Raw genomic sequence first — 24998 nt, 5'->3', positions numbered from 1 at the left:
TTTTTAGTGATGTGTTTTATACAATAATATAATTATTTTTATGCTTTTACCGCGTTCATAATATAAGCAGATTTTAACACAACTCGTACAGCAAGAGAGTTAACCATGTCAGCTATATATAAATTTACATACACGTTTATTATTGCGCTATTAGCGATAATACTGGGTGCATGCAGCGATAAGCCAAGTTCTATTCAAACTAATGATGATTCTACGCAAGGGGTGGCCGTAGAAGTGGCCGAAGTAATAAGTCAGCGAATAACCGAGTGGGACAGCTTTACAGGCCGGCTAGAGTCGCCGCAAATAGTGTCTTTGCGTCCTCGCGTATCTGGTTATATTGAAGCGGCAGTATTTGAAGAGGGTGAGCTGGTAAATAAAGGCGACACCTTATTTTTAATTGATAGCCGCGAATTTAATGCACAAGTAAACCGCCTAACAGCGCAACTTGATGAAGCAAAAAGCCGCTTAAAACTAGCAAAGCAAGATTTTAATCGAGCTAAAGAGCTATTTAAAAGTAAATCAATATCTAAAGAGTTATTAGAGACCCGAGGCGCAGAGGTTGACCAAGCAAATGCCTACGTAGCACAAAGTAATGCATCCCTTGAGCTTGCACAGCTAAACAAAACCTTTACACGCGTAGAAGCGCCTATTTCTGGGCGAGTGTCTCGTGCGTTAATTACCGAGGGCAACTATGTCAGTGCAGGGCAAACTGTAATGACCTCTATTGTCTCTACAGAGCAGGTTTATGCCTATTTTGATATTGATGAAGCAACATGGCTTAACTATCAACAAGCGCACCTTGATAACAATCAACCTACCGCGTTACCTGTGGCGATGCGTTTAGCGAATGAGCAAGATTACCAACACTGGGGCAAGCTTGATTTTGTTGATAACCAAGTAAATACCCAAACCGGTACATTACGCGTGCGGGCTGTATTTAATAATCAAGACGGCGCGCTTTTACCTGGGTTATTCGCCCATTTAAAATTAGCCGGGGGCAATACTGAGCAAGGTATTTTAATTGCTGAGAAAGCCATTGGTACTGATTTAAATAATAAATACGTTTTAACGGTTGATGAGCAAAATAAAGTGCAATACCGCGCCATTACTTTAGGCGACAAAGTGGGTGAGCTACGAGTTATTAAACAAGGTTTAAAAAGCGGCGAACGCATAGTAGTTAATGGCTTGCAGCGCGTGCGCTCTGGCGTACTCATTAAGCCAGAATTAATTAATATGGCAAAGCAAAGTACTTTAAACGAGTTACAAGCATGGCAGCAAAAGGTTGATAATCAAAACCGCTTAGCCAATGCCGAGCCAACACTTGAAATAGGCATGTAATAATGAATTTTTCTCAGTTTTTTATTCATCGACCTATTTTTGCAGCGGTTTTATCTATTCTTATTTTTATAGGGGGTGCCATAGCCATATGGCAATTACCTATTACAGAATACCCAGATGTAGTACCCCCAACAGTTGTTGTTACAGCTAACTACCCAGGTGCCAATCCTAAGGTAATAGCCGAAACCGTGGCCACAGTGCTTGAACAAGAGATAAACGGCGTAGAAAACATGCTGTACCAGTCATCGCTTGCAAACTCTGCCGGCACCATGACATTAACAGTCACCTTTGCGATAGGGAGCGATCCTGACGAAGCAACTACTTTGGTACAAAATAGGGTAAATAGAGCAATACCTCGCCTACCAGAGGAAGTACAAAGGCTAGGTGTGGTCACCGAAAAGTCATCACCTAACCTTACCCTCACGGTACATATAACTTCGCCTTCAGGGCGATACGACAGTTTGTACCTGTCTAATTATAGCGATCAATTTATAAAAGATGAGCTAAAGCGCATTAATGGCGTGGGCCAAGTACGTGTATTTGGCGCAGGCGATTACAGTATGCGTGTGTGGCTAGAGCCTAACAAATTAGCGGCGCTCAATTTAAATCCAAGTGATGTAGTCAATGCTATTCGCTCGCAAAATCAGCAAGCTGCGGCAGGAAGCCTAGGCGCACAACCCATAGGCACCAGTGAGTTTCAATGGCTTATCAATGTAGAAGGGCGCTTAATAGAGCAAAATGAATTTGAAGAAATAATCGTAAAAACGGGCGATAACGGCGAAATTACACTGCTAAAAGATGTTGCTAGAGTAGAGCTAGGTGCAGATAGTTATACCCTTAGGCCACTTCTTAATAATGAATCCATTGCCGCTGTGCCTGTTTTTCAAGCGCCAGGCTCTAATGCATTACAAATTTCTGACGATGTGCGCGCTAAAATGGCTGAACTATCGGCGCTATTTCCAGAGGGTATGAGCTATGAAATAGTATATGACCCTACCGTATTTGTAAGGGGCTCTATTGAAGCTGTAGTCGATACATTATTTGAAGCGGTTTTATTAGTTGTGTTGGTAATTGTGCTGTTTTTACAAACATGGCGAGCATCTATTATTCCGCTGGTGGCAGTGCCAATTTCATTAGTGGGCACCTTTGCTTTTATGCATTTAATGGGATTTTCACTTAATGCGTTGTCATTATTTGGCTTGGTGTTAGCAATCGGTATTGTTGTTGATGATGCCATTGTTGTGGTCGAAAACGTTGAAAGAAACATCAGTGAGGGATTAAGTCCCATTGATGCAACCACTCAAGCAATGAAAGAAGTAACAGGGCCTATTATTGCCACTACTTTAGTGCTTGCTGCGGTGTTTATTCCTACTGCGTTTATGAGCGGTTTAACAGGGCAATTTTATCGTCAATTTGCTCTTACAATTACTATTTCAACAGTGCTTTCTGCCATTAACTCGCTTACGCTAAGCCCCGCGCTGGCTGCGTTATTACTCAAACCTCATGGGCAAGACAACGATTGGTTAAGCCGTGCCATTAATAAATTATTTGGCCGTTGGTTATTTGCGCCTTTTAACAAAATGTTCGATAAAGCCTCGGGTCAATACACAGGAGCCGTTGGCCGAATAGTGCATAAGGGCGGCATAATTGGTGTGCTATACGTTGGTTTACTGGCCTTAACGTGGCAGCAGTTTGAAAATACGCCAACAGGGTATGTTCCGCCGCAGGATAAAATGTATCTCGTCGCTTTTGCGCAATTACCTAATGCAGCATCGCTAGATCGCTCTGAAGCGGTGGTTCGCCAAATGTCAGAGATAATCAGGGCGCACCCAGGCGTTAGTGACGCCGTCGCCTTTGCAGGTTTAAGCATTAATGGTTTATCTATAAACCCAAGTTCGGGGATGATGTTTACACCGTTAGAGCCGTTTTCAAAGCGGCAGGGCCCGCGCATGTCGGCAGCTGAAATAGCGGAAGATTTAAATAAACAACTTAGTCAAATAAAAGGCGCTAATGTTGCTATATTTCCGCCTCCTCCAGTAAGGGGAATGGGCACCATTGGTGGCTTTAGGCTGCAGCTTGAAGATAGAGGCTCATTAGGGTTTGACACCTTGCAGCAAGTAACAAATGAAGTAATTGCTAAGGCTAAAGCCGACCCCGCCCTTGCTAATGCGTTTACCAGTTTTACAACCGACGTACCACAGCTAGATGTAAAGGTAGACCGTAAAAAGGCACTAAGCTTAGGGCTTGAAATAAACACCTTATTTGAAGCGATGCAAGGCTATTTGGGCACAGTTTATGTGAACGACTTTAATTTATTTGGTCGCACGTATCAGGTAAATGTGCAGGCAGATGCACCCTACAGAGAAGATGTAGAGCAAATTAAGCAATTAAAAGTGCGCAATAAAAATGGTGATATGATCCCCCTTGGCGCAGTGCTTAGTATTGAGCATAGTTTAGGGCCAGATAGAGTAATGCATTATAACGGCTATGTTACGGCAGAGGTTAACGGCGTACCCGCACCAGGGTATAGCTCTGACCAAGCTAAAGCCGCAATAGAAAAAATACTCGATGAAACACTGCCAATGGGTATTGCGTATGAGTGGACTGACATAACCTATCAGCAAATTTTAGCGGGCGATACTTCAATGTATGTATTTCCACTTATTGTATTGCTTGTATTTTTGGTTTTAGCAGCGCAGTACGAAAGCTTACGTTTGCCTGTCGCTATTATTTTAATTGTGCCTATGACATTGCTAAGTGCGCTGATTGGTGTGGCTATTTATGGTGGTGATAATAATATTTTCACCCAAATTGGCCTAATCGTGTTGTTTGGACTTGCCACTAAAAACGCTATTTTAATTGTTGAGTTTGCAAAAGAGCTGCAAGATACCGGTATGGATGCATTTAATGCCATTAAAGAGGCGAGCCGGTTGCGATTACGCCCAATATTAATGACCTCAATAGCATTTATTATGGGGGTTGTACCTATGGTGTTTTCATCGGGAGCAGGCTCTGAAATGCGCCAAGCTATGGGCGTTGCGGTATTTTCTGGCATGATAGGCGTAACGGTATTTGGCTTAATACTTACACCTGTGTTTTATTATGTACTTAAACGCAGTGGTAAAAATTAAAGCGACAAAAAAGCCCTTAGCAACTTAATTGCTAAGGGCTTTTTTAATGCGTTTTAAAAAGTAATTATTTTACTTCTTTACCTGCAGCTTGTTGGTCAGCGTGATAGCTTGAACGAACAAATGGGCCAGAGGCAGCATGCGTAAAGCCAATTTCATCAGCGTATTCTTTCAGTGCGTCAAATTCCGCTGGTGGCACGTAACGTTTAACTGGCAAGTGATGCTTAGAAGGCTGTAAGTATTGGCCAACGGTAAGCATGTCAACGTTATGCGCACGTAGGTCACGTAATACTTCTTCTATTTCACTAATTTCTTCACCTAGGCCAACCATTAAGCCAGACTTAGTTTTTACCTCTGGGTGCGCTTCTTTAAAGCGACGAAGTAATTCTAACGACCATTTATAATCGGCACCCGGGCGCGCAAGCTTGTACAAACGCGGGGCAGTTTCTAGATTGTGATTAAACACATCAGGTGGCGTTTCAATTAAAATTTCCAGTGCGCGGTCCATACGACCACGAAAATCTGGCACTAAAATCTCAATAGTAATGGTTGGGTTGTGTTTACGGATTTCGCGAATACAATCGGCAAAATGCTGTGCGCCGCCATCACGTAAATCATCACGGTCAACCGAGGTAATAACCACGTAGCTAAGCTTCATGTCTTTAATTGTCAGTGCAAGCTTTTCAGGCTCTGCTGCATCAGGTTTTAGTGGGCGACCATGGGCAACATCACAAAATGGGCAACGACGAGTACAAATAGCACCTAAAATCATAAAGGTAGCTGTACCGTGGTTAAAACACTCAGAAAGGTTAGGGCACGAGGCCTCTTCACATACTGAGTGTAAGCCGTGCTTGCGCATAGCTTGTTTTATACCGTCGATACGCTCGGTAGATTTTGGTAAGCGAATTTTAAGCCACTCTGGCTTGCGCAACATTTCAGTTTTTTCTGTAGGTAAAACTTTAACGGGGATCAACGCCATTTTTTCTGCGTCGCGTAGTTTTACACCTGGTTCCATTTTGACTGGTTTATTCATTCGTTTTCAAACCCTTCAGTATGCTTAACCTGTGTTGCATTAAGCTTCTTTATCATGTGTTTTACCAGCCCTTCACCTGCTTGTGCTAAGTTTTGAGGGCCGTTTAATTCTTTCGTTTGCACCATGTTCATGCCGGCATAACCACACGGGTTGATGCGTAAAAACGGGCTTAAGTCCATGTTAACATTTAATGCTAATCCATGAAACGAGCAACCACGACGAACACGTAATCCTAATGATGCAATTTTACTGTCGTTTACGTACACACCGGGTGCATCGGCCTTTGCGTAGGCTTTAATATCATACTCATTAAGGGTATCAATAATGCACTCTTCAAGCCATGTAACAAGCTCGCGCACACCAATTTTTAAGCGGCGCAAGTTAAATAATACATACATCATTTGTTGGCCGGGGCCATGGTAAGTAACTTGCCCGCCACGGTCTACCTTTATGACTTCTATGTCACCAGGGGCGAGTAAATGCTCATCTTTACCAGCTTGGCCTTGTGTAAATACACTCTCGTGCTCTACAAGCCAAATTTCATCTGGCGAGCTGTCGTCACGGGTGTCGGTATAGGCTTGCATTTTTTGCCAAATTGGCATGTAACGCTGACGGCCTAGTTGGCGTACGATTAAAGTGTTTTCGTTCACAACAAGTCTCAACTATGGCTTAAAGCATATGGCGTACGTCATCAATGTTGCTGATCACGTTGTAAATTTCTTCTATGTGTTTACCGCTTGTCACTGTGGCAACAAACGTTACCGACTCATAATTGCCTTTACTGCTTGGCTTCACTTTTGGTGCGTAGTCACCAGGTGCAATAGGTTGTAATTTAGCTAAAATTTGTTCCGTAAGGTTAACGTTTGCTAAACCCATAACTTTAAATGTGAACGGACATGGGTACTCAAGGTACTCATCAAATTTAGTATTTTTAACAGGTTGAACCACGACGGTGACTCCTCAAACAAAAAATGTTGGCTACGTGAGATAATATCAATCCGCAATAAGACTTAATCATTTTGCGGGGCTAAACATGTTGCTACCTGCGTTAAAAAATGCTCATTTAGAACAACTAAATAGCGATTTATTAGCCAAGTTATCAACACGTTTTTCCAGCCTCAAAATAGATTACTGAATTAACCGAATTGGTATAACGCTAAGCGTGACTGGCAGGTTTAGGGTGATCCTGCTTATATGGGGCGCATTCTAGCATTTTTCAAGCAAAAAAAAACGCCTCATAACAGAGGCGCTTCGTTTAACAACCCAACGACTGTCGGGTTATTTTTACGTTTACATAATTTGTAAACGTAAGTAGTCGTAAATTTTGCTAAAGAAGCTGCCTTCTTCCACTTCTTCAAGTGTAACTAGTGGGTATTGTGCAATGTCTTCGCCCTCTAGTTGTAAGAATAACGTACCTACTTTAGTGCCTTTCGCTAATGGTGCTTCAAGCGTGTTGTCTAGCTCAAAGTTAGCTTTAAGGTTTTTATGTTGACCACGTGGAATGGTAATTGGGGTATCTTCTAAAATGCCTAACGATACATTTTCTTTATTACCCATCCAAATACGTTGCTCTGCAAAGCTGTCGCCTGCTTTGTAAGGTGTAATTGTTTCAAAAAAGCGAAATCCGTAGTTAAGTAGTTTTTTGCTTTCTACTTTACGTGCGCGCTCGCTTGATGTGCCCATAACAACCGCAATTAAACGCATGTCGTTTTTAGTTGCAGACGTTACTAAGCTATAACCTGCCTCTGATGTGTGACCCGTTTTAATGCCATCAACATCTAGGCTTTCATCCCATAACAAAGAGTTACGGTTATATTGTTTAATGCCGTTGTAAGTAAACGATTTTTGCTTATAAAGTGCGTACTCATCAGGTACATCACGAATAAGTGCAGCACCTAGCGTCGCCATATCACGTGGGGTAGTGTAATGCTCGTCTGTATCTAAACCGTGGCTATTAATAAAGTGGCTGTTGCTCATGCCTAATTTTGCGGCATGGGCATTCATTAAATCAGCAAATGCGCTTTCGCTACCTGCAATGTGCTCAGCCATGGCTACACAGGCATCATTACCAGATTGAATAATAATACCGTGGTTAAGCTCATCAACACTTATTTGCTTGCCTACTTCAATAAACATTTTTGACGATTCAGGGAAGTTTTTAGCCCAGGCTTTTTCGCTCACTGTAACCATATCGGTTGGTGCAATGTTCCCGGCGTTAATTTCTGTACCAATTACATAACTGGTCATCATTTTAGTTAAGCTTGCAGGGGCTAGCTTTGTATCAGCTTCACCTTCAGCAATAACTTTACCTGTTGTAAAGTCTACTAAAAAATAACCTTTTGCATTAATTTGAGGTGGAGCCGGAATAATTTGGGCGCTGGCTGAAAATACGGCGGCTGTGCAAACTAAGCCGCATACACCTTTGAGGATTTTATGTTTAATTGATTTCATCATACTCATTAATGGTTAAAGTTAAAAATTCGCGTTAGTCCATCTTATACCCAAACTACCCCGAGATGCGAGCGTCGTTGGAATTAAAAACAGCTTAGACAAGGTATTGATTGTCAATAATAGTCACTCTATTGTTCAAATCAATAACGCAGTATAAATCGTTTTTAAACCACGCTTCAGGGCGTTTCACTAAGGCTGATTTTCTGTGTTGTTATTTTTTATAGGGATTGCCATTTAAAAAATAACACCTAGATTTTAAGCCCCAATACAACGCTGAATCCTACATTTTGGCGTGGTTTAGGTATTTGTCTTACTGAGTGTAAAGCAAGAACGCGTTTTGAAATTGGTTTTGTTTTAATTTTTTTAATACGTCTTGTGCATGCTGGGCATCTTTAATCGGGCCCAAATGCAAACGATATATGTTGTCTGCTTTTACTATATTAGTAGGTACTTGATACTGCAGGCGTAATGTAGAAGCTAATGCTTCAATATTGCTAAGCGTACTACCCGCAGCTACCTGTATATATGTTTTACGTGCAGGAATGCTGTCGAGCGTAATCGCCTCTAGCTTAACCTTGGCTGTACCGTGAGTGTAATAGCCTAATTTATAAGCAGCAGCATACGAAAGATCTATTATTCTGTCATCATGAAACGGCCCACGGTCGTTTACACGTACAATCACCGATTTATTGTTGGCAGTATTAGTAACGCGTACAAAGCTTGGCAGGGGTAAGGTTTTATGGGCCGCGCTCATGGCAAACATATCGTAAATTTCACCGTTTGAGGTATGGTAGCCATGAAACTTACGGCCGTACCACGAAGCGATCCCTTCCTCTGTATACCCTTTTTCATCAAGCATTGGTGTATAACGTTTGCCTAATACCTCGTAGGGGCGACTTGCACTGGCACTTTTTTTAACATCCACCACAACGGCATCTTGCATTTCAAGTGCGGTTGGCGCGCGTAAAGGTGCGGCGTCGTGCTCCATATGATAACGACTATTAGAGCCGCTACTACATGCGCTTAACATAAATATTAAGGCTGAAATAAATAACAGCTGGGTAGGCTTATTCATTATTTTAAAAGCATCCTTTTATCTGTCGCAATTGACATAATAATGCCAAATCCGGCCATTAACGTCACCATAGAGGTGCCGCCATAACTAATAAGGGGTAAAGGTACACCTACAACAGGCAACAAGCCCGATACCATACCTATATTTACAAAAATATAAACAAAAAAGGTGAGGGTAAGGGCGCCGGCCAATAATTTACCAAACGCATCTTGCGCGTTTACCGCAATGTATAAACCACGGCCGATAATAAATAAGTACAGGCTTAATAAAACACACACACCAAATAAGCCAAACTCCTCACTTAATACAGAAAATATAAAGTCGGTATGGCGCTCTGGTAAAAATTCGAGTTGTGATTGCGTGCCTTGCAACCAGCCTTTACCTTCTATACCACCTGAGCCGATGGCTATTTTGGATTGAATAATATGATACCCCGAGCCAAGCGGATCGCTCTCTGGGTCTAAAAACGTTAATACGCGCTGCTTTTGGTAGTCGTGCATACCGTAGTGCCAAAATGGCCATGCTGCCAGTGCGACAATCGAGCTTAAAAAGCCAATTAAACGCCAGCTTAAACCGGATAAAAACAACACAAATATTCCTGAGCTGGCAATCAAAATTGAGGTGCCTAAGTCGGGCTGTTCTTTAATTAATAAGGTAGGCAGCATCACGATGACAAAGCCAATAATTAGGTGTAATGGGCGTGGCGGAAGTTGGTTTCGGCCAATATACCAAGCCACCATCATAGGGACCGCCAGCTTCATCAGTTCTGAGGGCTGAAAGCGAGTAATGCCTAAATTTAACCAGCGCTGAGCGCCTTTTGAGCTCACGCCAAAGAGCAATACGCCCACCAACATGAGTAACCCAACACAGTAAAGGGGGATCACTAAGCGTTTAAGTGTCGCGGGGGAGAACTGTGCAAGCACTATCATGCCTATAATAGCGCCGCCCATACGGGTGATATGGCGGATCATCATGGCCGAGTCTTGGCCGCTTGCGCTATATACTATGGTGATACTGCCTGCCATCATAAGTAATAAGGCAATTAGTAACGGTAAGTCTAAATGCATGCGCATCCATATCGAGCGCTGGGTGTTTAATACGGTCATTGCGCTGTATTCCTAGCAACTTCTATTGGGTTTGCTGCAAAATAGTAATCCATTAGCTCACGTGCAATAGGGGCACCCACAGAGCTGCCGCCACCGGTGTTTTCTACCACAATTGAAACCACAATTTTAGGGTCGTCATACGGAGCAAAACCAATATAAATCGCGTTATCGCGTTGGCGCTCCTTTAGTGATTTTGCATCGTAACGCTCACCTTGGGCAATACTCACTACTTGCGCTGTGCCTGTTTTACCCGCAGGATCATAATTAGCGCCTTTAAAAGCACGGTGGGCCGTTCCTGTTACTTTTTTTACGGTATTGTGCATGGCATCGAGCGCGATACGCCAGTTATCAGGGTTATTAAGTACCACTGGCGGTTTTTCTTCGTTATTAATTTGCGTCACTTGGTCTTCTTTTTTAGCCACTTGTGTTAAATGCGGCGGGTGGTTTATGCCTTTATTAACCAATATGTTAGTCGCGTTAGCAATTTGAATAGGGGTGGCAGTCCAATACCCTTGGCCAATCCCCACTGAAATAGTATCGCCACGCCACCACGACTCTTTAAAGCGGCCTTCTTTCCACTCTTTTGAGGGCAATATGGCTGTGGTTTCTTCGTGTATGTCTATTCCCGATAAGTCACCAAAGCCAAAGCGGGCCATAAAATTACTAATTTTTGTTATGCCTAAGCGGTATGCCGCATCGTAAAAGTAAGTATCACACGACTCTTCAATCGCTTTGTAAACATCTACGTGGCCGTGGCCCCAACGTTTCCAATCGCGCCATTTATGTTCAACATTCGGTATTTGAAAAAAACCAGGATCCCACACAGAGGTGCTTTCACTGACAATGTTTTCTTCAAGTGCCAGTATAGCCATATGCGGTTTTACTGTGGAAGCTGGCGCATAGCGCCCTTGAGTGGCACGGTTAATTAGAGGGCGGTCGGGGTTTAGCAGTGCTTTATAATCTTTGCTGCTAATACCATGGACAAATAAATTAGGGTCGTAACTTGGGTTTGAATAAAGTGCTAATACGCCGCCATCTTTGGCATCCATTACTACAACCGCGCCGCGCATATCTTTAAGCGCATGTTGGGCTATTTGTTGTAAACCTATATCTAAGGTAAGTACTAAATCACTGCCTGGCTGTGGGGGGGTCATACTTAATGTGCGAATAACACGGCCGCGGTTATTTACTTCAACGCGTTGAGAGCCGACTTGGCCATGCAAAAGCTGCTCGTAATATTTTTCTATGCCAAGCTTACCAATATCGTGCGTAGCGCGGTAATTTGTGGCTTGGTCTTCTTGTTCTAATTTATTAAGTTCTTTGCGGTTTAGTTTTGCAACGTAGCCTAATGCATGGGTTAGCGTATCGCCATATGGGTAAAAGCGTGCAAGGCGCGCTTCAATGCTAAAGCCCGGAAATTTATGCTGATTAACCGCAAATTGGGCCACTTCGGTTTCATCTAAGCGGGCTTTTAGTACTTGCGACTTAAAACGACGCGTATGCTTTATGTCATCAATAAAGTCTTTTTTTTGCTGCTCGGTAATCGTAATTATTTTGCTAACTTGCTCAAGCGATTTAGCTAAATCGTCGACCTCTTCAGGAATAACCTCGAGGTTATAAACGGGTTTGTTTTCAGCAAGCAGTACACCGTTGCGGTCGTAAATTAGGCCACGGTTTGGCGCAATAGGAATTACTTTAATACGGTTATCGTTAGAGCGGGTTTGATAGTCGGTGTGTTCTTCTACCTGAATGGTATAAAGATTAGAAAGCAAAATTGCCACTAAGCCTAAAACAAAAATAAAACCCACAAATGCGCGCCGTGCAAATAAGTTTGCCTCAGCGGAATGGTCGCGTATTGTGGGTCTTTGCTTAATCATAACAAGGCGTTACTCGCGATGATAAGGGTGGTTGTTATTTAAGCTCCAGCCTCGGTATAGGCTTTCGGCAACAATAATACGCACTAAAGGGTGCGGTAACGTTAAGTTAGATAACGACCATTTTTGCTCAGAGGCGGCAATGCACTCAGGGGCTAACCCTTCAGGGCCGCCAATAAGCAAACTAACGTCGCGGCCATCGAGCTGCCACTTTTCCATATTTTTAGCAAGCTGGTGAGTATCAAGTGGTTTACCTGTTACCTCTAGGGTAACAATGCGATTGCCTTTTGGAATAGCGGCTAAGGTTTTTTCACCTTCGGTGTGCAAAATGCGTTTAATATCGGCATTTTTACCGCGTTTACCGGCCGGAATTTCTATTAACTCAAGCGCCATATCTTTAGGGAAACGGCGTTGGTACTCTGCAAATCCGGTTTCTACCCATGCTGGCATTTTTGTGCCAACGGCAATCATTTGTATTTTCACGTAATACTTCCAAGCTCAATTAAAAAATAGTGGCGCTTAGCCCCACAGTTTTTCTAGATCGTAATAGCTACGTGCGTGATCTTGCATCACGTGTACAACTACATCACCTAAATCTACCAGTACCCATTCGCCTTCGTCTTGACCTTCGTAACCTAAAGGTTCTTCGCCAGCGTGGCGAGCTTCTTTTGCTACGTTATCAGCAATTGATTGCACATGACGCTTAGAAGTACCCGAACACACAACCATGTAATCGGTAATGTCTGAGCTGTCACGTACGTCTAGTTGTACCACGTCGCGTGCTTTCATATCGTCAATTTTGTCTAGTGCAAAGGCAAGTAGTTGTTTCGAATCCAAGGTATTGTCTCAATTTTAAATTTAATAGCGTGCATTTTAACATGCTAGGGGGTTTTAATCATCACTTTGATAAAGCTGGTGTTGCTTAATGTAGTGACTGACAGGTTCGGGTAATAGTTCATTATTTTTATTGGTTTTTTTTAATTGCTCTCGAATAGTGCTTGAGGCAGCATCAAGGGTTTCACCAGGTAAAAAATAAAGCTTACCAAAGTTGTGTGTGGCAAGTTGCTGTGGCGCTTCAGTGTGGGCATTACTGATATAGCTTTTAAGCGCCTTATTTGGGTTACATGTTTGCCCCGGGCGATGATAAACCACTATATGGCATAGCTGTGTAATTGCTTGCCATTCATACCATTTGTCGAGGTTATTAAACGAGTCCATGCCCATTAAAAAAAGAATTGGCGTATCTGGGTGCTCAGCTCTTAGCTCTTGTAAACTTAACAATGAGTACGAGGGCCCAGTGCGATTAAGCTCTCTTAAATCAAGTGCAAAATGAGGGTAAGGAGCTATAGCGGCATTGAGCATATTAATACGGTGCGCTGTACTTATACCCGGCGCAGCTTTGTGCGCGGGCAGGGCACAGGGCATAAAGTACAACGTGGATAAGTTAAATGTACTTATACACTGTGAGGCCATATTTAGGTGGCCTAAATGCACGGGGTCGAAGGTGCCGCCAAAAATTGCAATCATGTTAAAAATCTTTAGTTAAGTGCGTGGCAAGGCATTGGAATATCAAGCGGCTGGCAAAACTTAATACAAATATGCGCAAGCGCTTGGTAAGGCGCAATTAAGTTACCTTGTTTGTAGCTTGAATCAAACAGTGCAAGCTCACTGCTTATTTGCTCAAGGGTATTAATATTTAAGCGGTTAATTGCATTTTGCACTGGGCCTTGCTGGTTTTTCCAAATACCATTTTTTTTAAATAACTGTGCGATAGGCTCGCCATTTAAAAGCCCTTGCTGAATAGTGAGCAAACTGGTGAGCTCTTTATTTATAGCCCATAAAATACTCACCACTTCGGTGTTATCGCTGGCCAGTTTATTAAGTACTTTAATTGCTTGCTTGGCGTGGCCATTTAATAGGGCATCACTTAAGTCAAAAATATCAAACTTGGCTTGATTTAATAGCCCTTGCATCACAAGTTGCTGGGTTATTAAGGCATTACCATGCAGTAGCGAGAGCTTTTCGAGCTCCTGGAAACACGCTAACAAATTGCCTTCGGTAGCGTTAATTAAGCTCAATTTTGCTTCGTTTTGCATATTTAGAGAAAGGCGCGCTACTTGTTCATCTAACCAGCGTTTTAAATGATTCCCTGCAAGCGGGTAGCACGGTACAAATACACCGTGTTTATCGAGTGCTTTAAACCAGGCGCCACGTTGTACGTCTTGGCTGGCTTTAGCCCCTTTTACAATTAAAATGGTATCGGGGTTAATTAACTCGACTATTTTTTTAAAGGTATTACTACCTGGGGTGCCAGGTTTTTGTTGGTTTAAATCAAGCTCAATTATAGTGCGCGCACTAAACAAAGACATGCTTTGATATTGAGCTATAATTTCTTGCCAATCAAACCCTTGCATTAGGGTAAATTTAATTACCTCATCAAAGCCTTGGGCTTTTGCTGTGTCGCGTATTTGCTGCACACATTGCGCTTCTTGAAACGGTTCTTCACCAAACACTAAATAAAAGGGTTTTAAACCTTTATTTAATTCACTCGGTAACTGATTAGCATAACAGCGCATTATAGTTGCGACAGCTCTCTAACAATACGACCACTGGCTTGCTTACGAATTTCGCTAATAAGCAGCTCAAGCTCTTTTGCTTTTGCAAGTGCGTGATCGGGGTCGTCTTGGTAGTTACGATAAAGCTCAAAGCGTTTTTCTATGGCTTTTTCGCCTGGACGTTTAACAACATAGCTTACCCCGTAGGCAAGCTCGTATTCAGCCACCTGACCATTTTGAAACAACGACAAGGTTTGGCGCTCAATACTTTCTTTGCGTAAGTAAAGCTGGGCAACATTTTTAGCCGAAGGCGTCAGTTCTACGTTACTGGCTTTAAGCTCTTTTTTAAGGTTTAAAAATAACGATGATTTTTCATCATCACCTTTAAGTGTAAGCGTTTTAAGGTTATCAGGCAGGCTAGAGGCTTTCTTTAAATGAAAGCCACAGCTAGATAACACAAAACACATTAGCACTAAGGCTAATGTGTTTTTAAGGGTGTTAAAGCTAACCATTTAGTTAGCTACCACGTTAAGTAGTTTACCCGGTACGTAAATAATTTTACGAATGGTTGCGCCATCAGTAAATTTAGTTACGTTAGACTCAGCAAACGCAAGTGCTTCTACCTGCTCTTGTGTTGCATCGGCGGCTACAGTTAGCTTAGCGCGTAGTTTGCCGTTTACTTGTACGATGATTAATTTTTCATCTTCAACAAGGGCAGACTCGTCAACTTTAGGCCATGCTGCATCTAAAATGTCACCCTCTTTACCAAGCTCTTGCCATAACTGGTGCGATAAATGCGGCGTAATTGGCGCAAGCATAATAAGCAGGGCTTCTAATGCTTCGTTAGCAATAGCAACATCTTGCGTATCGTTTAACGGCGCTTTTAATAACTTATTAGAGAGCTCCATAATGGCAGCAATTGCAGTGTTAAACGTTTGACGACGTTCAATATCATCGCTCACTTTTGCAATGGCTTTGTGTAGCTCACGACGCAGTACTTTTTGTGGATTACTAAGCGCTGATTTATCAAGTGCTTGGTAGCCAACTGTTTTCACATCTACTGCGTATTTCCAAATACGTTTTAAGAAGCGGTGCGCGCCTTCTACGCCTGAGTCTGACCATTCAAGCGTTTGCTCTGGTGGTGCGGTAAACATCATAAATAAACGCACAGTATCTGCACCGTATTGGGCAATTACTTCTTGTGGGTCTATACCGTTGTTTTTAGACTTAGACATTTTGCTCATGCCCGATGAGAACACAGGTTCACCATCTTCTTTGTGCCATGCTTTAGTTACGCGGCCTTTTTCGTCAGTTTCGGTATTTACATCGCTTGGCGAAATCCATACGTCACCGCCTTTTTCATCTTTACGGTAGAACGTTTCGGCAAGTACCATGCCCTGACAAAGTAAGCGATCGAATGGCTCGTCTGAATTTACTAAACCAAAATCACGTAATAACTTATGGAAAAAACGCGAATACAATAAGTGTAAAATAGCGTGCTCAATACCACCTATGTATTGGTTTACTGGTAACCAATAGTTAGCTGCTGCTGGGTCTAGCATGCCTTCGTCGTGACGCGGGCTACAGTAACGTGCGTAGTACCAAGACGACTCCATAAAGGTGTCAAAGGTATCTGTTTCATGTGTTGCTGGTACGCCGTTTACCGTTGCTTTTGCCCATTCTGGGTCTGCTTTGATTGGCGAAGTAACGCCATTCATAACTACATCTTCTGGTAAACGTACTGGCAGCATTTCTTCGGTGGCGGCTAATTCGTTACCGTTTTCGTCGCTCAGCATTGGGATTGGTGAACCCCAGTAACGCTGGCGGCTAACACCCCAATCACGTAAGCGGAAGTTAACTTTACGCTCACCCACACCCAGTGCTTCTAGTTTGTCGGCAATAGCGTTAAATGCGCCTTCAAAATCAAGGCCATCAAATTCGCCAGAATTAACTAACACGCCTTTTTCAGTGAATGCTTCTTCTTTTAAATTTACTTCAAGCTCTGAGCCTTCAACTGGTGCAATTACTTGTTTTATGTCTAGGCCGTATGCTGTGGCAAATTCATAGTCGCGTTGGTCGTGAGCAGGTACTGCCATAACCGCGCCTGAGCCGTAATGCATTAATACAAAGTTAGCAACCCAAATTGGAACTTGCTCGCCCGTTAATGGGTGAGTCGCGTAAAAGCCTGTTGCAATGCCTTTTTTCTCCATAGTGGCCATGTCTGCTTCGGCAACTTTGGTGTTTTTGCATTCTTCAACAAACATTGCAATTGCATCGCTGTTTTTAGCGGCTTCTTGCGCAATAGGGTGGCCACCGGCAACGGCTAGGTAAGTTACACCCATAAATGTATCTGGGCGTGTAGTGTATACGCTAAACTTTTCGTTGTTGTCGGTACGCGTAAACTCAATGTCTAACCCTTCAGAGCGACCAATCCAGTTGCGCTGCATGGTTTTAACTTGCTCAGGCCAGTCTTCTAACTTGTCTAAGTCATCTAAAAGCTCTTGTGCGTAGTCAGTAATTTTAATAAACCACTGTGGAATTTCTTTTTGCTCAACCACTGCACCAGAGCGCCATCCGCGGCCATCTATAACTTGCTCGTTAGCAAGTACAGTTTGATCAACTGGATCCCAGTTAACCGTTGACATTTTTTTGTACACTAAGCCTTTTTCGTACAGCTTAGTGAAAAACCATTGTTCCCACTTGTAGTATTCTGGGTGACACGTGGCTATTTCGCGATCCCAGTCGTAACCAAAGCCTAATTGCTTAAGTTGGTTACGCATGTAATCAATGTTTTCGTATGTCCACTTAGCTGGCGCTGTTTTGTTTTTGATAGCGGCGTTTTCTGCAGGTAAACCAAACGCATCCCAACCCATTGGTTGCATAACGTTTTTGCCTTGCAGGCGCTGGAAACGAGAAACAACATCACCAATGGTGTAATTACGCACATGACCCATATGCAGTCGGCCACTTGGATATGGGAACATAGAAAGGCAGTAATACTTTTCTTTGCTCTCATCTTCGGTGACTTTAAATACCTGGTTTTCTTCCCAGTAACTTTGGACTTTTGACTCTATGTCTTGCGGGTTATATTGCTCTTGCATCTATGATTCCAGACTTCTTGCAAACTAATAAAAAATTGCCGATAGGATACCCCAAATAAAAGCCTAATCACAGCGTATAAGCACGGTTTTGTTAAAATCTCACTTTCAGTGCAGGTTAACCTATACTTATCTATGTTAAAGGCCAACACGCCCTTGATTTTGATGGAGTATAAAATGGCAGATTATAAAACATGGCTTAACGATTTAACTAATTGGCTAAAAGATGTAAAAGATCACGAAGTAAAAGATGCAATGACCCGATTTGTTGAATCTGAGCAAGCACTTAAAGACCTAGGCAAAGAAAAATACGGACTCTATAAAAGTTATTTGCAGCGCGACATAGAACACGTTCAAGAAAACGAATCGCACTATAATTCGCTTGCATGGCAAGAGCTTAAAGAGTCGTTATGGTATGAGCTTTCACACATAGAAGACAAAACCCAGCTTGAATGGCAGTCCCTTAGCCAAGATTTTAAGCACAATGGGATGTATCACGCAGGCGAATGGATAGCCATGGGCACATTAGTATGTAAGAATTGCACCCATAGTTTTGATATTTATCACGCTACACAAATTACACCGTGCATTGAATGTGATGGTATTTATTTTAGCCGTAAGGCATTACAACCCTAAATATATGTATTAAGTGGCTTGTAGGCCACTTAATACGCCCAAAGCCAGCGAGTATGTTGGTACAAAAAGAAGTTAGAATGACGAAAAAACTGCTGCCATTATCTGTTTCAAAGCTCGCACCGAGCATTTCTACTAATCACGTTAGCACGTGTATGAGCAATCCATACCCAGAGCAACTTACCTTTATAGGCCAACAACGTGCCCAAAGTGCGCTCGACTTTTCACTTGGGATGGAGCTGCCAGGCTACAATGTTTATGTAATGGGTGAGGCCGCGCATGGCCGATTTACACTTGTAAAAGACAAACTTAAACAACACGCAAAAGATCGCCCCACACCTAACGAGTGGTTGTATGTTAATAATTACGACGACCACCGCGAGCCAATTGCGCTATTTATGCAAGCAGGGCAAAGCAAGCAATTAAGTGACGACATAGACTCATTTTTAGATGAAGTACTCGACACCTTTCCGGCAGCTTTTGATAACCCAGCTTATCAACGCAAAAAAAAGTCAATCGAGAGCGAATTTAACGACGCTTACGACAGCGCTATTACCGCAGTAGAAGAAATGGCGCTTGAGCAAAGCGTAGCGCTAATAGAAGAGAAAAACGCTGTAGGTTTTGCGCCTTTAGTTGAAGGCAGGCAGTTAAGCGATAACGAATTTGCCGCCCTAGATGAAGAGCTTCGTGATGAGTTTTTTGAAAAAATAGAAAAACTAGAAGATGCCTTAATTGAAGCGCTGATTGAGCTGCCACGCTGGAAACGCGAATCAAAAGAAAAACAGCGTAATCTAAAAAAGGCCACAGCCGAGCAAGCTACAAAGCCATTATTAAAAGACTTAGAGCATAAATACGCTGCCCATATTGGTGTGCTGCGCTACTTAAAAGATATTCGCGTAGAAATAATTGACGCAGTACTTGAATGGCTAGACGATGAAGATGAAAGCGAAGAAAGCAAAGAAGACTTTGACCGTAAGGGCATGCTTACCGACTTTTTTGCGCCTAATATTTTAGTTGAATTTAAAGAAGACGATGCCGCACCTGTAGTGTATGAGCCAAACCCAACATTTGGCAATATATTTGGCAAAATTGAGTATTCAACATCGCAAGGCTCGCTTATAACCAGTTATCGCTCTATACAGCCTGGTGCATTGCACCGTGCAAATGGCGGTTACTTAATTATGGATGCCGAAAAAGTGATGGCCAACCCGCAAGTGTGGGATGGTTTAAAGCTTTCGCTTAAAACGCACCAAATTAAAAACGACCTACCGTATCAAGACAGCTCAGTAGGCAGCAGCTTTACACTGCGCCCGCAATTAATTCCTCTTGATGTAAAAATTATTTTATTAGGCTCGCGCGATTTGTATTACACCATAGGTGAGTACGATGAAGAATTTGCAGAGCTGTTTAGAGTACTTGCCGACTTTGATTACTATTTACCAAGTAGCGATAAGCTTCAGTACCAATTTATTACTAAAGTGAGTGAGTACTGCCAGCAAACGTTAAAGTGCACAACCACAGAGGCCGCCATGGTGCGGTTACTTAAATTTAGCTACCGCCAAGCAGAGCACCATAATAAATTATCGGCGCGCTTTGCCGATGTGCTTGAGCTGGTGGCTGAGGCCAGCTTTTACGCCAAGCAAGATAAGCAAACACTGATTGATGCGCATCATATTGATGAAGCCATTGAAGGTAAGCAGTACCGCACCGGCCAAATAAGCGAAAATATGCTAAGCGATATAAAAGAAGGACACACGCTTATTGCCACACAAGGTCAAGCCATTGGTAAAGTAAACGGCTTAACAGTGTTGCACATTGGCGATACGTCGTTTGGTACACCCGCGCGTATTACCGCCACCGTATACGCCGGCGCCGATGGTGTAATAGATGTTGAGCGTGAAGCCGAGCTAGGTAAAGCAATTCACTCAAAAGGTGTAATGCTACTTACCGGTTATTTAGGCAACAAATACGCCCAGCACTTTAGCTTAACGCTAAGTGCTAACATAGCTATAGAGCAAAGCTACGGGTATATAGATGGCGATAGCGCCTCACTTGCTGAGTTATGTGCGCTTATATCGGCCATTACTAGTTTGCCTATTAGCCAGTCTATTGCCCTTACTGGCTCTATTAACCAACACGGTGATGTGCAAGCCATTGGCGGTGTAAACGAAAAAATAGAAGGCTTTTTTAAGCTGTGTAAAATGCGCGGCTTAACAGGCGAGCAGGGCGTTATTATTCCTAAATCTAACCAAGTTAACTTAGTACTTGATGATGAAATACTTGAAGCGGTTGAGCGCGGTAAATTTAATATTTACGCAGTAGAAACTGTAGACCAAGCACTTAACTTATTAATGGATATTGATGCCGGCGATATTATTGACGGCGAATACCCAGAGGATTCTGTTAACGGTATTGCTTTAGCACGCTTAAAAGACATAGCCGACATAGTTAATGGCGATAGCGAAGAAGATAAAGAAGCCGAAGAAGATGAGGAAAAACACTAAATGATCAATATAATTTTAGCGGTGATCATCGCTATATTTTGTTTTTTAATTTTTCAAAATAGTAAAAAAGCAAAGCAACAAGCTGGCATTAACGCGCAAATTGAAGCCGACTACCTTGTCGCTAACGCAAAAGTAGAGGGCGTAATAGAAACCGCCTCAGGCTTACAGTACAAAGTGCTGCACAAAGGCGAAAGCGAAAATACACCTAACCCTACTAGTAAAGTAAACGTGCATTACCACGGCACGTTAATAGATGGCACCGTATTTGACAGCTCAGTAGAGCGTAAAACGCCAATAAGCTTTGGTTTAAATCAGGTTATTAAAGGCTGGACCGAAGGCTTACAACTTATGAGCCCAGGCGATAAGTACATATTTTATGTACCGCACCAATTAGCCTACGGCGAAAAGCGAGCGGGCAGTATTCCACCTGCATCACTGCTTATTTTTGAAGTAGAGCTTTTGGCTATTGAGTCTTAATACACGCGTAAAAAAGTGTTATTAACTTTATAAAAAACCCGTTAGCTAACGGGTTTTTTATTGCGTGTTTTTTTAAGTTATTTAAGTTATTTAATATTAAAACCAATTCGCTTAATTAAGTATTACTGCGGTTTGGTATAACTTTAATTATTTGGCCACCGCTGCCATAGAAAGCTTATTAAGCACCACAGCTATTTTATTAAGTACTTCTTCGCAGCCTTTTATATTGTGGCGTTCTTGTAAATAAGTGGGGCTGTTATAGGTAAGCCAAACTTGGCCATTGTTGTCTTGAGATATATGTACTTTTTGCGGTAAATCTATTGCCACACTTTGCTGGCACTGCATTAACGGTGTGCCTACCTTTGGGTTACCAAAAATAATCACTTCACTAGGGGCCAATTCCATATCAACATTTTGAGCGTTTTTTTGATGATCTACCCGTGCAAAAATGGTTATCCCTTTGTTACTGGCTATTTTTTCAAAACGGTTAGCCGTTTCTTGAACAGAATAATTACTTTGAAAACGTACTAAGCTGTCATTCGCACTCGCCACGGCCGTGGCCGAGAGTAAAATAACCCCTAAAAATAGTCGGTTTAACATGGTTTGCTCCTCATAAAAAAGCTGATACCAATTCGCTTAATTAAGTGGTTTATTTTGAGGCTGGAAAAACGTGTTTATAGCTAGGCAAAAAATTCGCTATTTAGTCGTTCTCGGCAATTGCCCTAACTTCTGCATCCATGCAGTCGTAAATGAGCATTTTTTAACGCAAGTAGCGACACGTTTAGCCCCACAAAATGATTAAGTATTAATGCGAATTGCTATTATAAAGCGTATGAAAAATACACACTATCTGAGTTCCTTATTTGGTTCAACACTGCGCAAAGGGAATATGTATAAAACGTGAGCATAAAAGCCTTTAAGTACCTATTTTAGTTGCGATTAATTCGAAAAATAAGGATGAATATGAAATTATTTGCATTGCATATAGTAATGATAGTCGTTATCATTCGCGGCGTTTTATACACCTCTTTTCAGGATCAACATGTTTAACCAAAAATACTTGGCGCTTAGTATTGCTGCGTCTTTTTCTGCTTTTTCTAATGTGGCACTTGCCGAGCAAAATAACGAAATCGAAACAATAGAAGTAACAGGCCGCGCTCAGCAGTTTTACCTAGAAACCGAAAGTAAAATTGGGACTAAAACGGATTTAGATCTTATTAAATTACCGCAATCTGCGCAGGTATTAACCGAGCAGCTTATTATTGACCAAGCCGCGCGCGATATTACCGATTTATACCGCTCAATAGCCGGAGTAAGTGAGTACAGTTATTCAGGCGTTACTTTTCGCGGATTTAGAGACGATGCCAATGTATTTTATGATGGCGTACGTGGCGATCCGTACTCGGGCTTTGGTGTACCCCAATTATTTAATGTAGCGCGTGTAGAAGTATTAAAAGGCCCAGCCTCTGCGTTATATGGTGGTGGTGAGCCAGGCGGTATGATCAACTACGTGACTAAAAAGCCTTCGTACATGCAAAGCAAAGAGCTAAAGCTAACGCTTGGCAATTACAACACACATGGCGCCTCACTTGATATGACCGGCGGTTTAACCGACACCATGGCGTATCGTGTAGGTGGTTATTACGAGGAGCAAGACAGCTTTCGTAATAATGCAGATTCAAAAAACAGTGAGTTTACCGCTGGTTTATTATTTGATTTAACCGATTCAACCACACTAACCACCACTGTTGATTACATTAAGCAAGACTTAGGCGGTAACCGTTTACGTGGTGTACCGGTAGACGACAATGGCAACTTTTTAGTTGACCCTAGTTACAACGCAAATGAAGCATTTGACTACCAAGACATGGAAGCGTTAGTGCTGCAAGCCGAGCTAAAGCATTACTTTAATGATGATTTTTCTGTAAGTAGCACACTGCGTTACATGGATAACGAACGCGACCAAGCCTACCATGAGTCGCAAAGCTGGGTAGATGTAAACGGCGATGGTGAAGCAAACATTGATGACGAAACCATTAAACGCGAATACCGAAAGCAATACCGCGCCAACGAAGAAACAAGCTTAACCACCGACTTTGTTTATAGCTTTGAGCAGGGCCAATTAGCACACCAAGTATTATTTGGTGGCGACTACCACATAGTCGATACCGAGTACGATTACTTACGCGCCCGTTATGAAGCGGACGGCGTGGCTAACTTAAACATATTTGACTTAAATTACGGCGAAACCGACCCAAGTACTTATAACCTTACCGACATGAACCGCGATGGTGTTGAAACCGACCGTTTTGGACTATACGTACAAGATGTTGTAAGCATTAACGAGCAATGGACCGTGATTGCCGGCCTGCGTTACGATTATTTTAAAGAGCTAAATAAAGAAACCGGTTACAGTTATTCAGATAACGATGTAACACCGCGCGTGGCCGTTACATACCAACCTGTTGAAAATACCTCGTTATACATAAACTACTCAGAAAGCTTTAACCCAGCATCGTCGGGTGACCAAGAAGATGTAGAAGGCGAGGGCAACTTAACGCCAGAAACCGGTAAACAAACCGAAATTGGTATGAAAAACCAATGGCTAGATGGCAAAATTATGAGCACCTTTGCTATTTACCAAATTAATAAAGAAAACGTAGTAATGAGTAACCCAGACGACACGGGCGCGGGTGACGGCATTGCAGCACTTTTAAATATTGGTGAGGTAGAAAGCCGCGGATTTGAAACAACGCTGGTGGGCGATTTAACCGAGCACTGGACGCTAACAGCTAACTACGCCTACAACGATACACTAGTTGTTGAAGGTGTAACCGGCGATACTATTTCAAGCACCTACGGTGATGGCTCTCGCTTTGCTAATGCGCCGCGCCACCAAGCTGGTTTATGGTCGCGTTTTGCGCTTGATAGCATCGACTCGTCTATAGCATTTGGCGCAAATTACGTAAGCGAGCAAATAAGCCAAGATGGCCAAAAAGTTAAACCCTTTACTGTATTTGATATGAGCTGGACTACGCGCTTTGACGATGTGTTATTAAGCGTAAATATTAATAATATATTTGATAAAGAATACGCAGTAAGTGGCTTTAGTGAGCGTAACGGTCATTTCCCGGGCAGCCCACGAGAAATAGTAGGCCAAGTAACCTATAAATTTTAAAGCAATTTAAGCGCGAGCTTATCTCGCGCTTATTTTTTATCGCTATTCAAATTAGCGGCTTCTTGCGCTGTGTTAATAGCTGTAATAGGGAAGGGGATCACAATTCCTTCTTGGTTATAGCGTTTATGTAGCGCTTTAATAAAAGCAGATTTAACCCAAAACCGATTAAAGTACTCTTTTGCGCGCAGCATTACGGTAAAATTAATGCTTGAGTTATCAAAGGTGTGATACACCACAAAGGTATTGTAATCATCAACCCCCCATTCATGGTCAATCAGTACTTGGCGCGCAACTTCTAGCGTTACTTGCTCTACAAATTCTAGGTCTGAGCTGTAGTGAACGCTTACATCAACAGGTACGCTCAGTTCTTTTTCGGGGTGAAAGTAATTAGGGCGTGTTGAACTTTGCGGATTGAAATTTGTTCAATCTAGGGGCGATTAAATCGCGGCGCGAGGTTTGTAACCTAGTGGGCTAAGTAAAAACCGAGCAACAAAGAGTTTATCGCCCCTAGGCAGAACCCAAAGGGCAGCGCATGTTTGGCAGTTATG

At 42.5% G+C, this 24998-nt stretch carries 20 protein-coding genes and 1 pseudogene; 6 read left to right on the top strand and 15 right to left on the bottom strand.

Translation table 11 applies throughout. From position 1 onward, the window contains the following. Window positions 1–105 precede the first annotated feature (105 nt). Window positions 106–1338 (top strand): efflux RND transporter periplasmic adaptor subunit, encoded by a 1233-nt coding sequence (locus tag CWB60_RS05035; RefSeq protein ID WP_138579773.1) that lies wholly within the window; start codon window positions 106–108, stop codon window positions 1336–1338. 2 nt (window positions 1339–1340) lie between these two features. Then, entirely contained in the window at window positions 1341–4469 is a 3129-nt protein-coding gene (locus CWB60_RS05030; protein WP_138579774.1) for an efflux RND transporter permease subunit, read from the top strand. 64 nt (window positions 4470–4533) lie between these two features. Here the strand turns inward: CWB60_RS05030 and lipA are convergent, their stop codons facing one another. The 13 genes from lipA to leuS all read right to left on the bottom strand — a co-directional run bounded on the left by lipA (window position 4534) and on the right by leuS (window position 17661). Beyond that, on the bottom strand, window positions 4534–5499 hold the full coding sequence (gene lipA / locus CWB60_RS05025; RefSeq protein ID WP_004585911.1) for a lipoyl synthase: 966 nt from the start codon (window positions 5497–5499) through the stop codon (window positions 4534–4536). Further along, complete coding sequence (gene lipB / locus CWB60_RS05020) at window positions 5496–6149, bottom strand: lipoyl(octanoyl) transferase LipB (protein WP_004585912.1); 654 nt, start codon at window positions 6147–6149, stop codon at window positions 5496–5498. The genes lipA and lipB overlap by 4 nt, the downstream gene beginning before the upstream one ends. A 19-nt stretch (window positions 6150–6168) precedes the next feature. Beyond that, window positions 6169–6447 (bottom strand): DUF493 family protein YbeD, encoded by a 279-nt coding sequence (gene ybeD / locus CWB60_RS05015; RefSeq protein ID WP_024033764.1) that lies wholly within the window; start codon window positions 6445–6447, stop codon window positions 6169–6171. A 342-nt stretch (window positions 6448–6789) separates the two neighbouring features. Further along, window positions 6790–7950 carry a serine hydrolase gene (locus CWB60_RS05010; protein WP_004585914.1) on the bottom strand — a complete coding sequence of 387 codons (1161 nt, stop codon included), beginning with the start codon at window positions 7948–7950 and terminating at the stop codon, window positions 6790–6792. Window positions 7951–8260: 310 nt separating this feature from the next. After that, on the bottom strand, window positions 8261–9025 hold the full coding sequence (locus CWB60_RS05005) for a septal ring lytic transglycosylase RlpA family protein (protein WP_054982217.1): 765 nt from the start codon (window positions 9023–9025) through the stop codon (window positions 8261–8263). Then, window positions 9025–10131: a rod shape-determining protein RodA gene (gene rodA / locus CWB60_RS05000; protein ID WP_054982218.1), complete on the bottom strand. Its 1107-nt coding sequence runs from the start codon at window positions 10129–10131 to the stop codon at window positions 9025–9027. Before rodA ends, CWB60_RS05005 begins: the two co-directional genes overlap by 1 nt. Next, complete coding sequence (mrdA, locus tag CWB60_RS04995; RefSeq protein ID WP_138579775.1) at window positions 10128–12008, bottom strand: penicillin-binding protein 2; 1881 nt, start codon at window positions 12006–12008, stop codon at window positions 10128–10130. The genes rodA and mrdA overlap by 4 nt, the downstream gene beginning before the upstream one ends. Window positions 12009–12017: 9 nt before the next feature. Then, window positions 12018–12488, bottom strand: coding sequence for a 23S rRNA (pseudouridine(1915)-N(3))-methyltransferase RlmH (rlmH, locus tag CWB60_RS04990; RefSeq protein WP_004585918.1), 471 nt, complete (start codon window positions 12486–12488; stop codon window positions 12018–12020). 36 nt (window positions 12489–12524) lie between these two features. Further along, window positions 12525–12842, bottom strand: coding sequence for a ribosome silencing factor (gene rsfS / locus CWB60_RS04985; protein WP_024033760.1), 318 nt, complete (start codon window positions 12840–12842; stop codon window positions 12525–12527). A gap of 54 nt (window positions 12843–12896) precedes the next feature. Next, complete coding sequence (nadD, locus tag CWB60_RS04980) at window positions 12897–13532, bottom strand: nicotinate-nucleotide adenylyltransferase (RefSeq protein WP_138579776.1); 636 nt, start codon at window positions 13530–13532, stop codon at window positions 12897–12899. A gap of 11 nt (window positions 13533–13543) precedes the next feature. Further along, the gene (gene holA, locus CWB60_RS04975; RefSeq protein WP_004585921.1) at window positions 13544–14581 is read right to left on the bottom strand and encodes a DNA polymerase III subunit delta; all 1038 of its coding nucleotides are present in this window, start codon (window positions 14579–14581) and stop codon (window positions 13544–13546) included. Beyond that, window positions 14581–15072, bottom strand: a complete 492-nt coding sequence (locus CWB60_RS04970; RefSeq protein WP_024033758.1) for an LPS-assembly lipoprotein LptE — start codon at window positions 15070–15072, stop codon at window positions 14581–14583. The genes holA and CWB60_RS04970 overlap by 1 nt, the downstream gene beginning before the upstream one ends. Next, on the bottom strand, window positions 15073–17661 hold the full coding sequence (gene leuS, locus CWB60_RS04965; RefSeq protein ID WP_029772179.1) for a leucine--tRNA ligase: 2589 nt from the start codon (window positions 17659–17661) through the stop codon (window positions 15073–15075). A gap of 174 nt (window positions 17662–17835) precedes the next feature. On the opposite strand from leuS, the gene CWB60_RS04960 reads away from it, so the two are divergent. The 3 genes from CWB60_RS04960 (at window position 17836) to bamJ (ending at window position 21272) form a co-directional block, all read left to right on the top strand. Continuing rightward, the gene (locus CWB60_RS04960) at window positions 17836–18294 is read left to right on the top strand and encodes a zinc ribbon-containing protein (protein ID WP_121637210.1); all 459 of its coding nucleotides are present in this window, start codon (window positions 17836–17838) and stop codon (window positions 18292–18294) included. 77 nt (window positions 18295–18371) lie between these two features. After that, window positions 18372–20795, top strand: a complete 2424-nt coding sequence (locus CWB60_RS04955; protein ID WP_249318340.1) for a Lon protease family protein — start codon at window positions 18372–18374, stop codon at window positions 20793–20795. Further along, the gene (gene bamJ, locus CWB60_RS04950) at window positions 20796–21272 is read left to right on the top strand and encodes a BamJ family beta-barrel-assembly machinery protein (RefSeq protein WP_138579778.1); all 477 of its coding nucleotides are present in this window, start codon (window positions 20796–20798) and stop codon (window positions 21270–21272) included. Between the two features lie 147 nt (window positions 21273–21419). On the opposite strand, the gene CWB60_RS04945 is transcribed toward bamJ, so the two are convergent. Beyond that, window positions 21420–21872, bottom strand: coding sequence for a DUF302 domain-containing protein (locus CWB60_RS04945; protein ID WP_029772176.1), 453 nt, complete (start codon window positions 21870–21872; stop codon window positions 21420–21422). A 442-nt stretch (window positions 21873–22314) separates the two neighbouring features. Here CWB60_RS04945 and CWB60_RS04940 point away from each other — a divergent pair, with 442 nt between their 5' ends. Next, entirely contained in the window at window positions 22315–24450 is a 2136-nt protein-coding gene (locus CWB60_RS04940) for a TonB-dependent siderophore receptor (protein ID WP_138579779.1), read from the top strand. Window positions 24451–24479: 29 nt separating this feature from the next. Here the strand turns inward: CWB60_RS04940 and CWB60_RS04935 are convergent. Then, window positions 24480–24839, bottom strand: a pseudogene (locus CWB60_RS04935) (mechanosensitive ion channel family protein); the annotation flags it as partial. Window positions 24840–24998: the final 159 nt, after the last annotated feature.

It is taken from the genome of Pseudoalteromonas sp. S327 (genome assembly GCF_005886415.1).
GTDB lineage: Bacteria > Pseudomonadota > Gammaproteobacteria > Enterobacterales > Alteromonadaceae > Pseudoalteromonas > Pseudoalteromonas atlantica.
The sequence above is the reverse complement of the archived record's forward strand: the minus strand, read 5'-3'. Positions and strand labels throughout refer to the sequence as shown.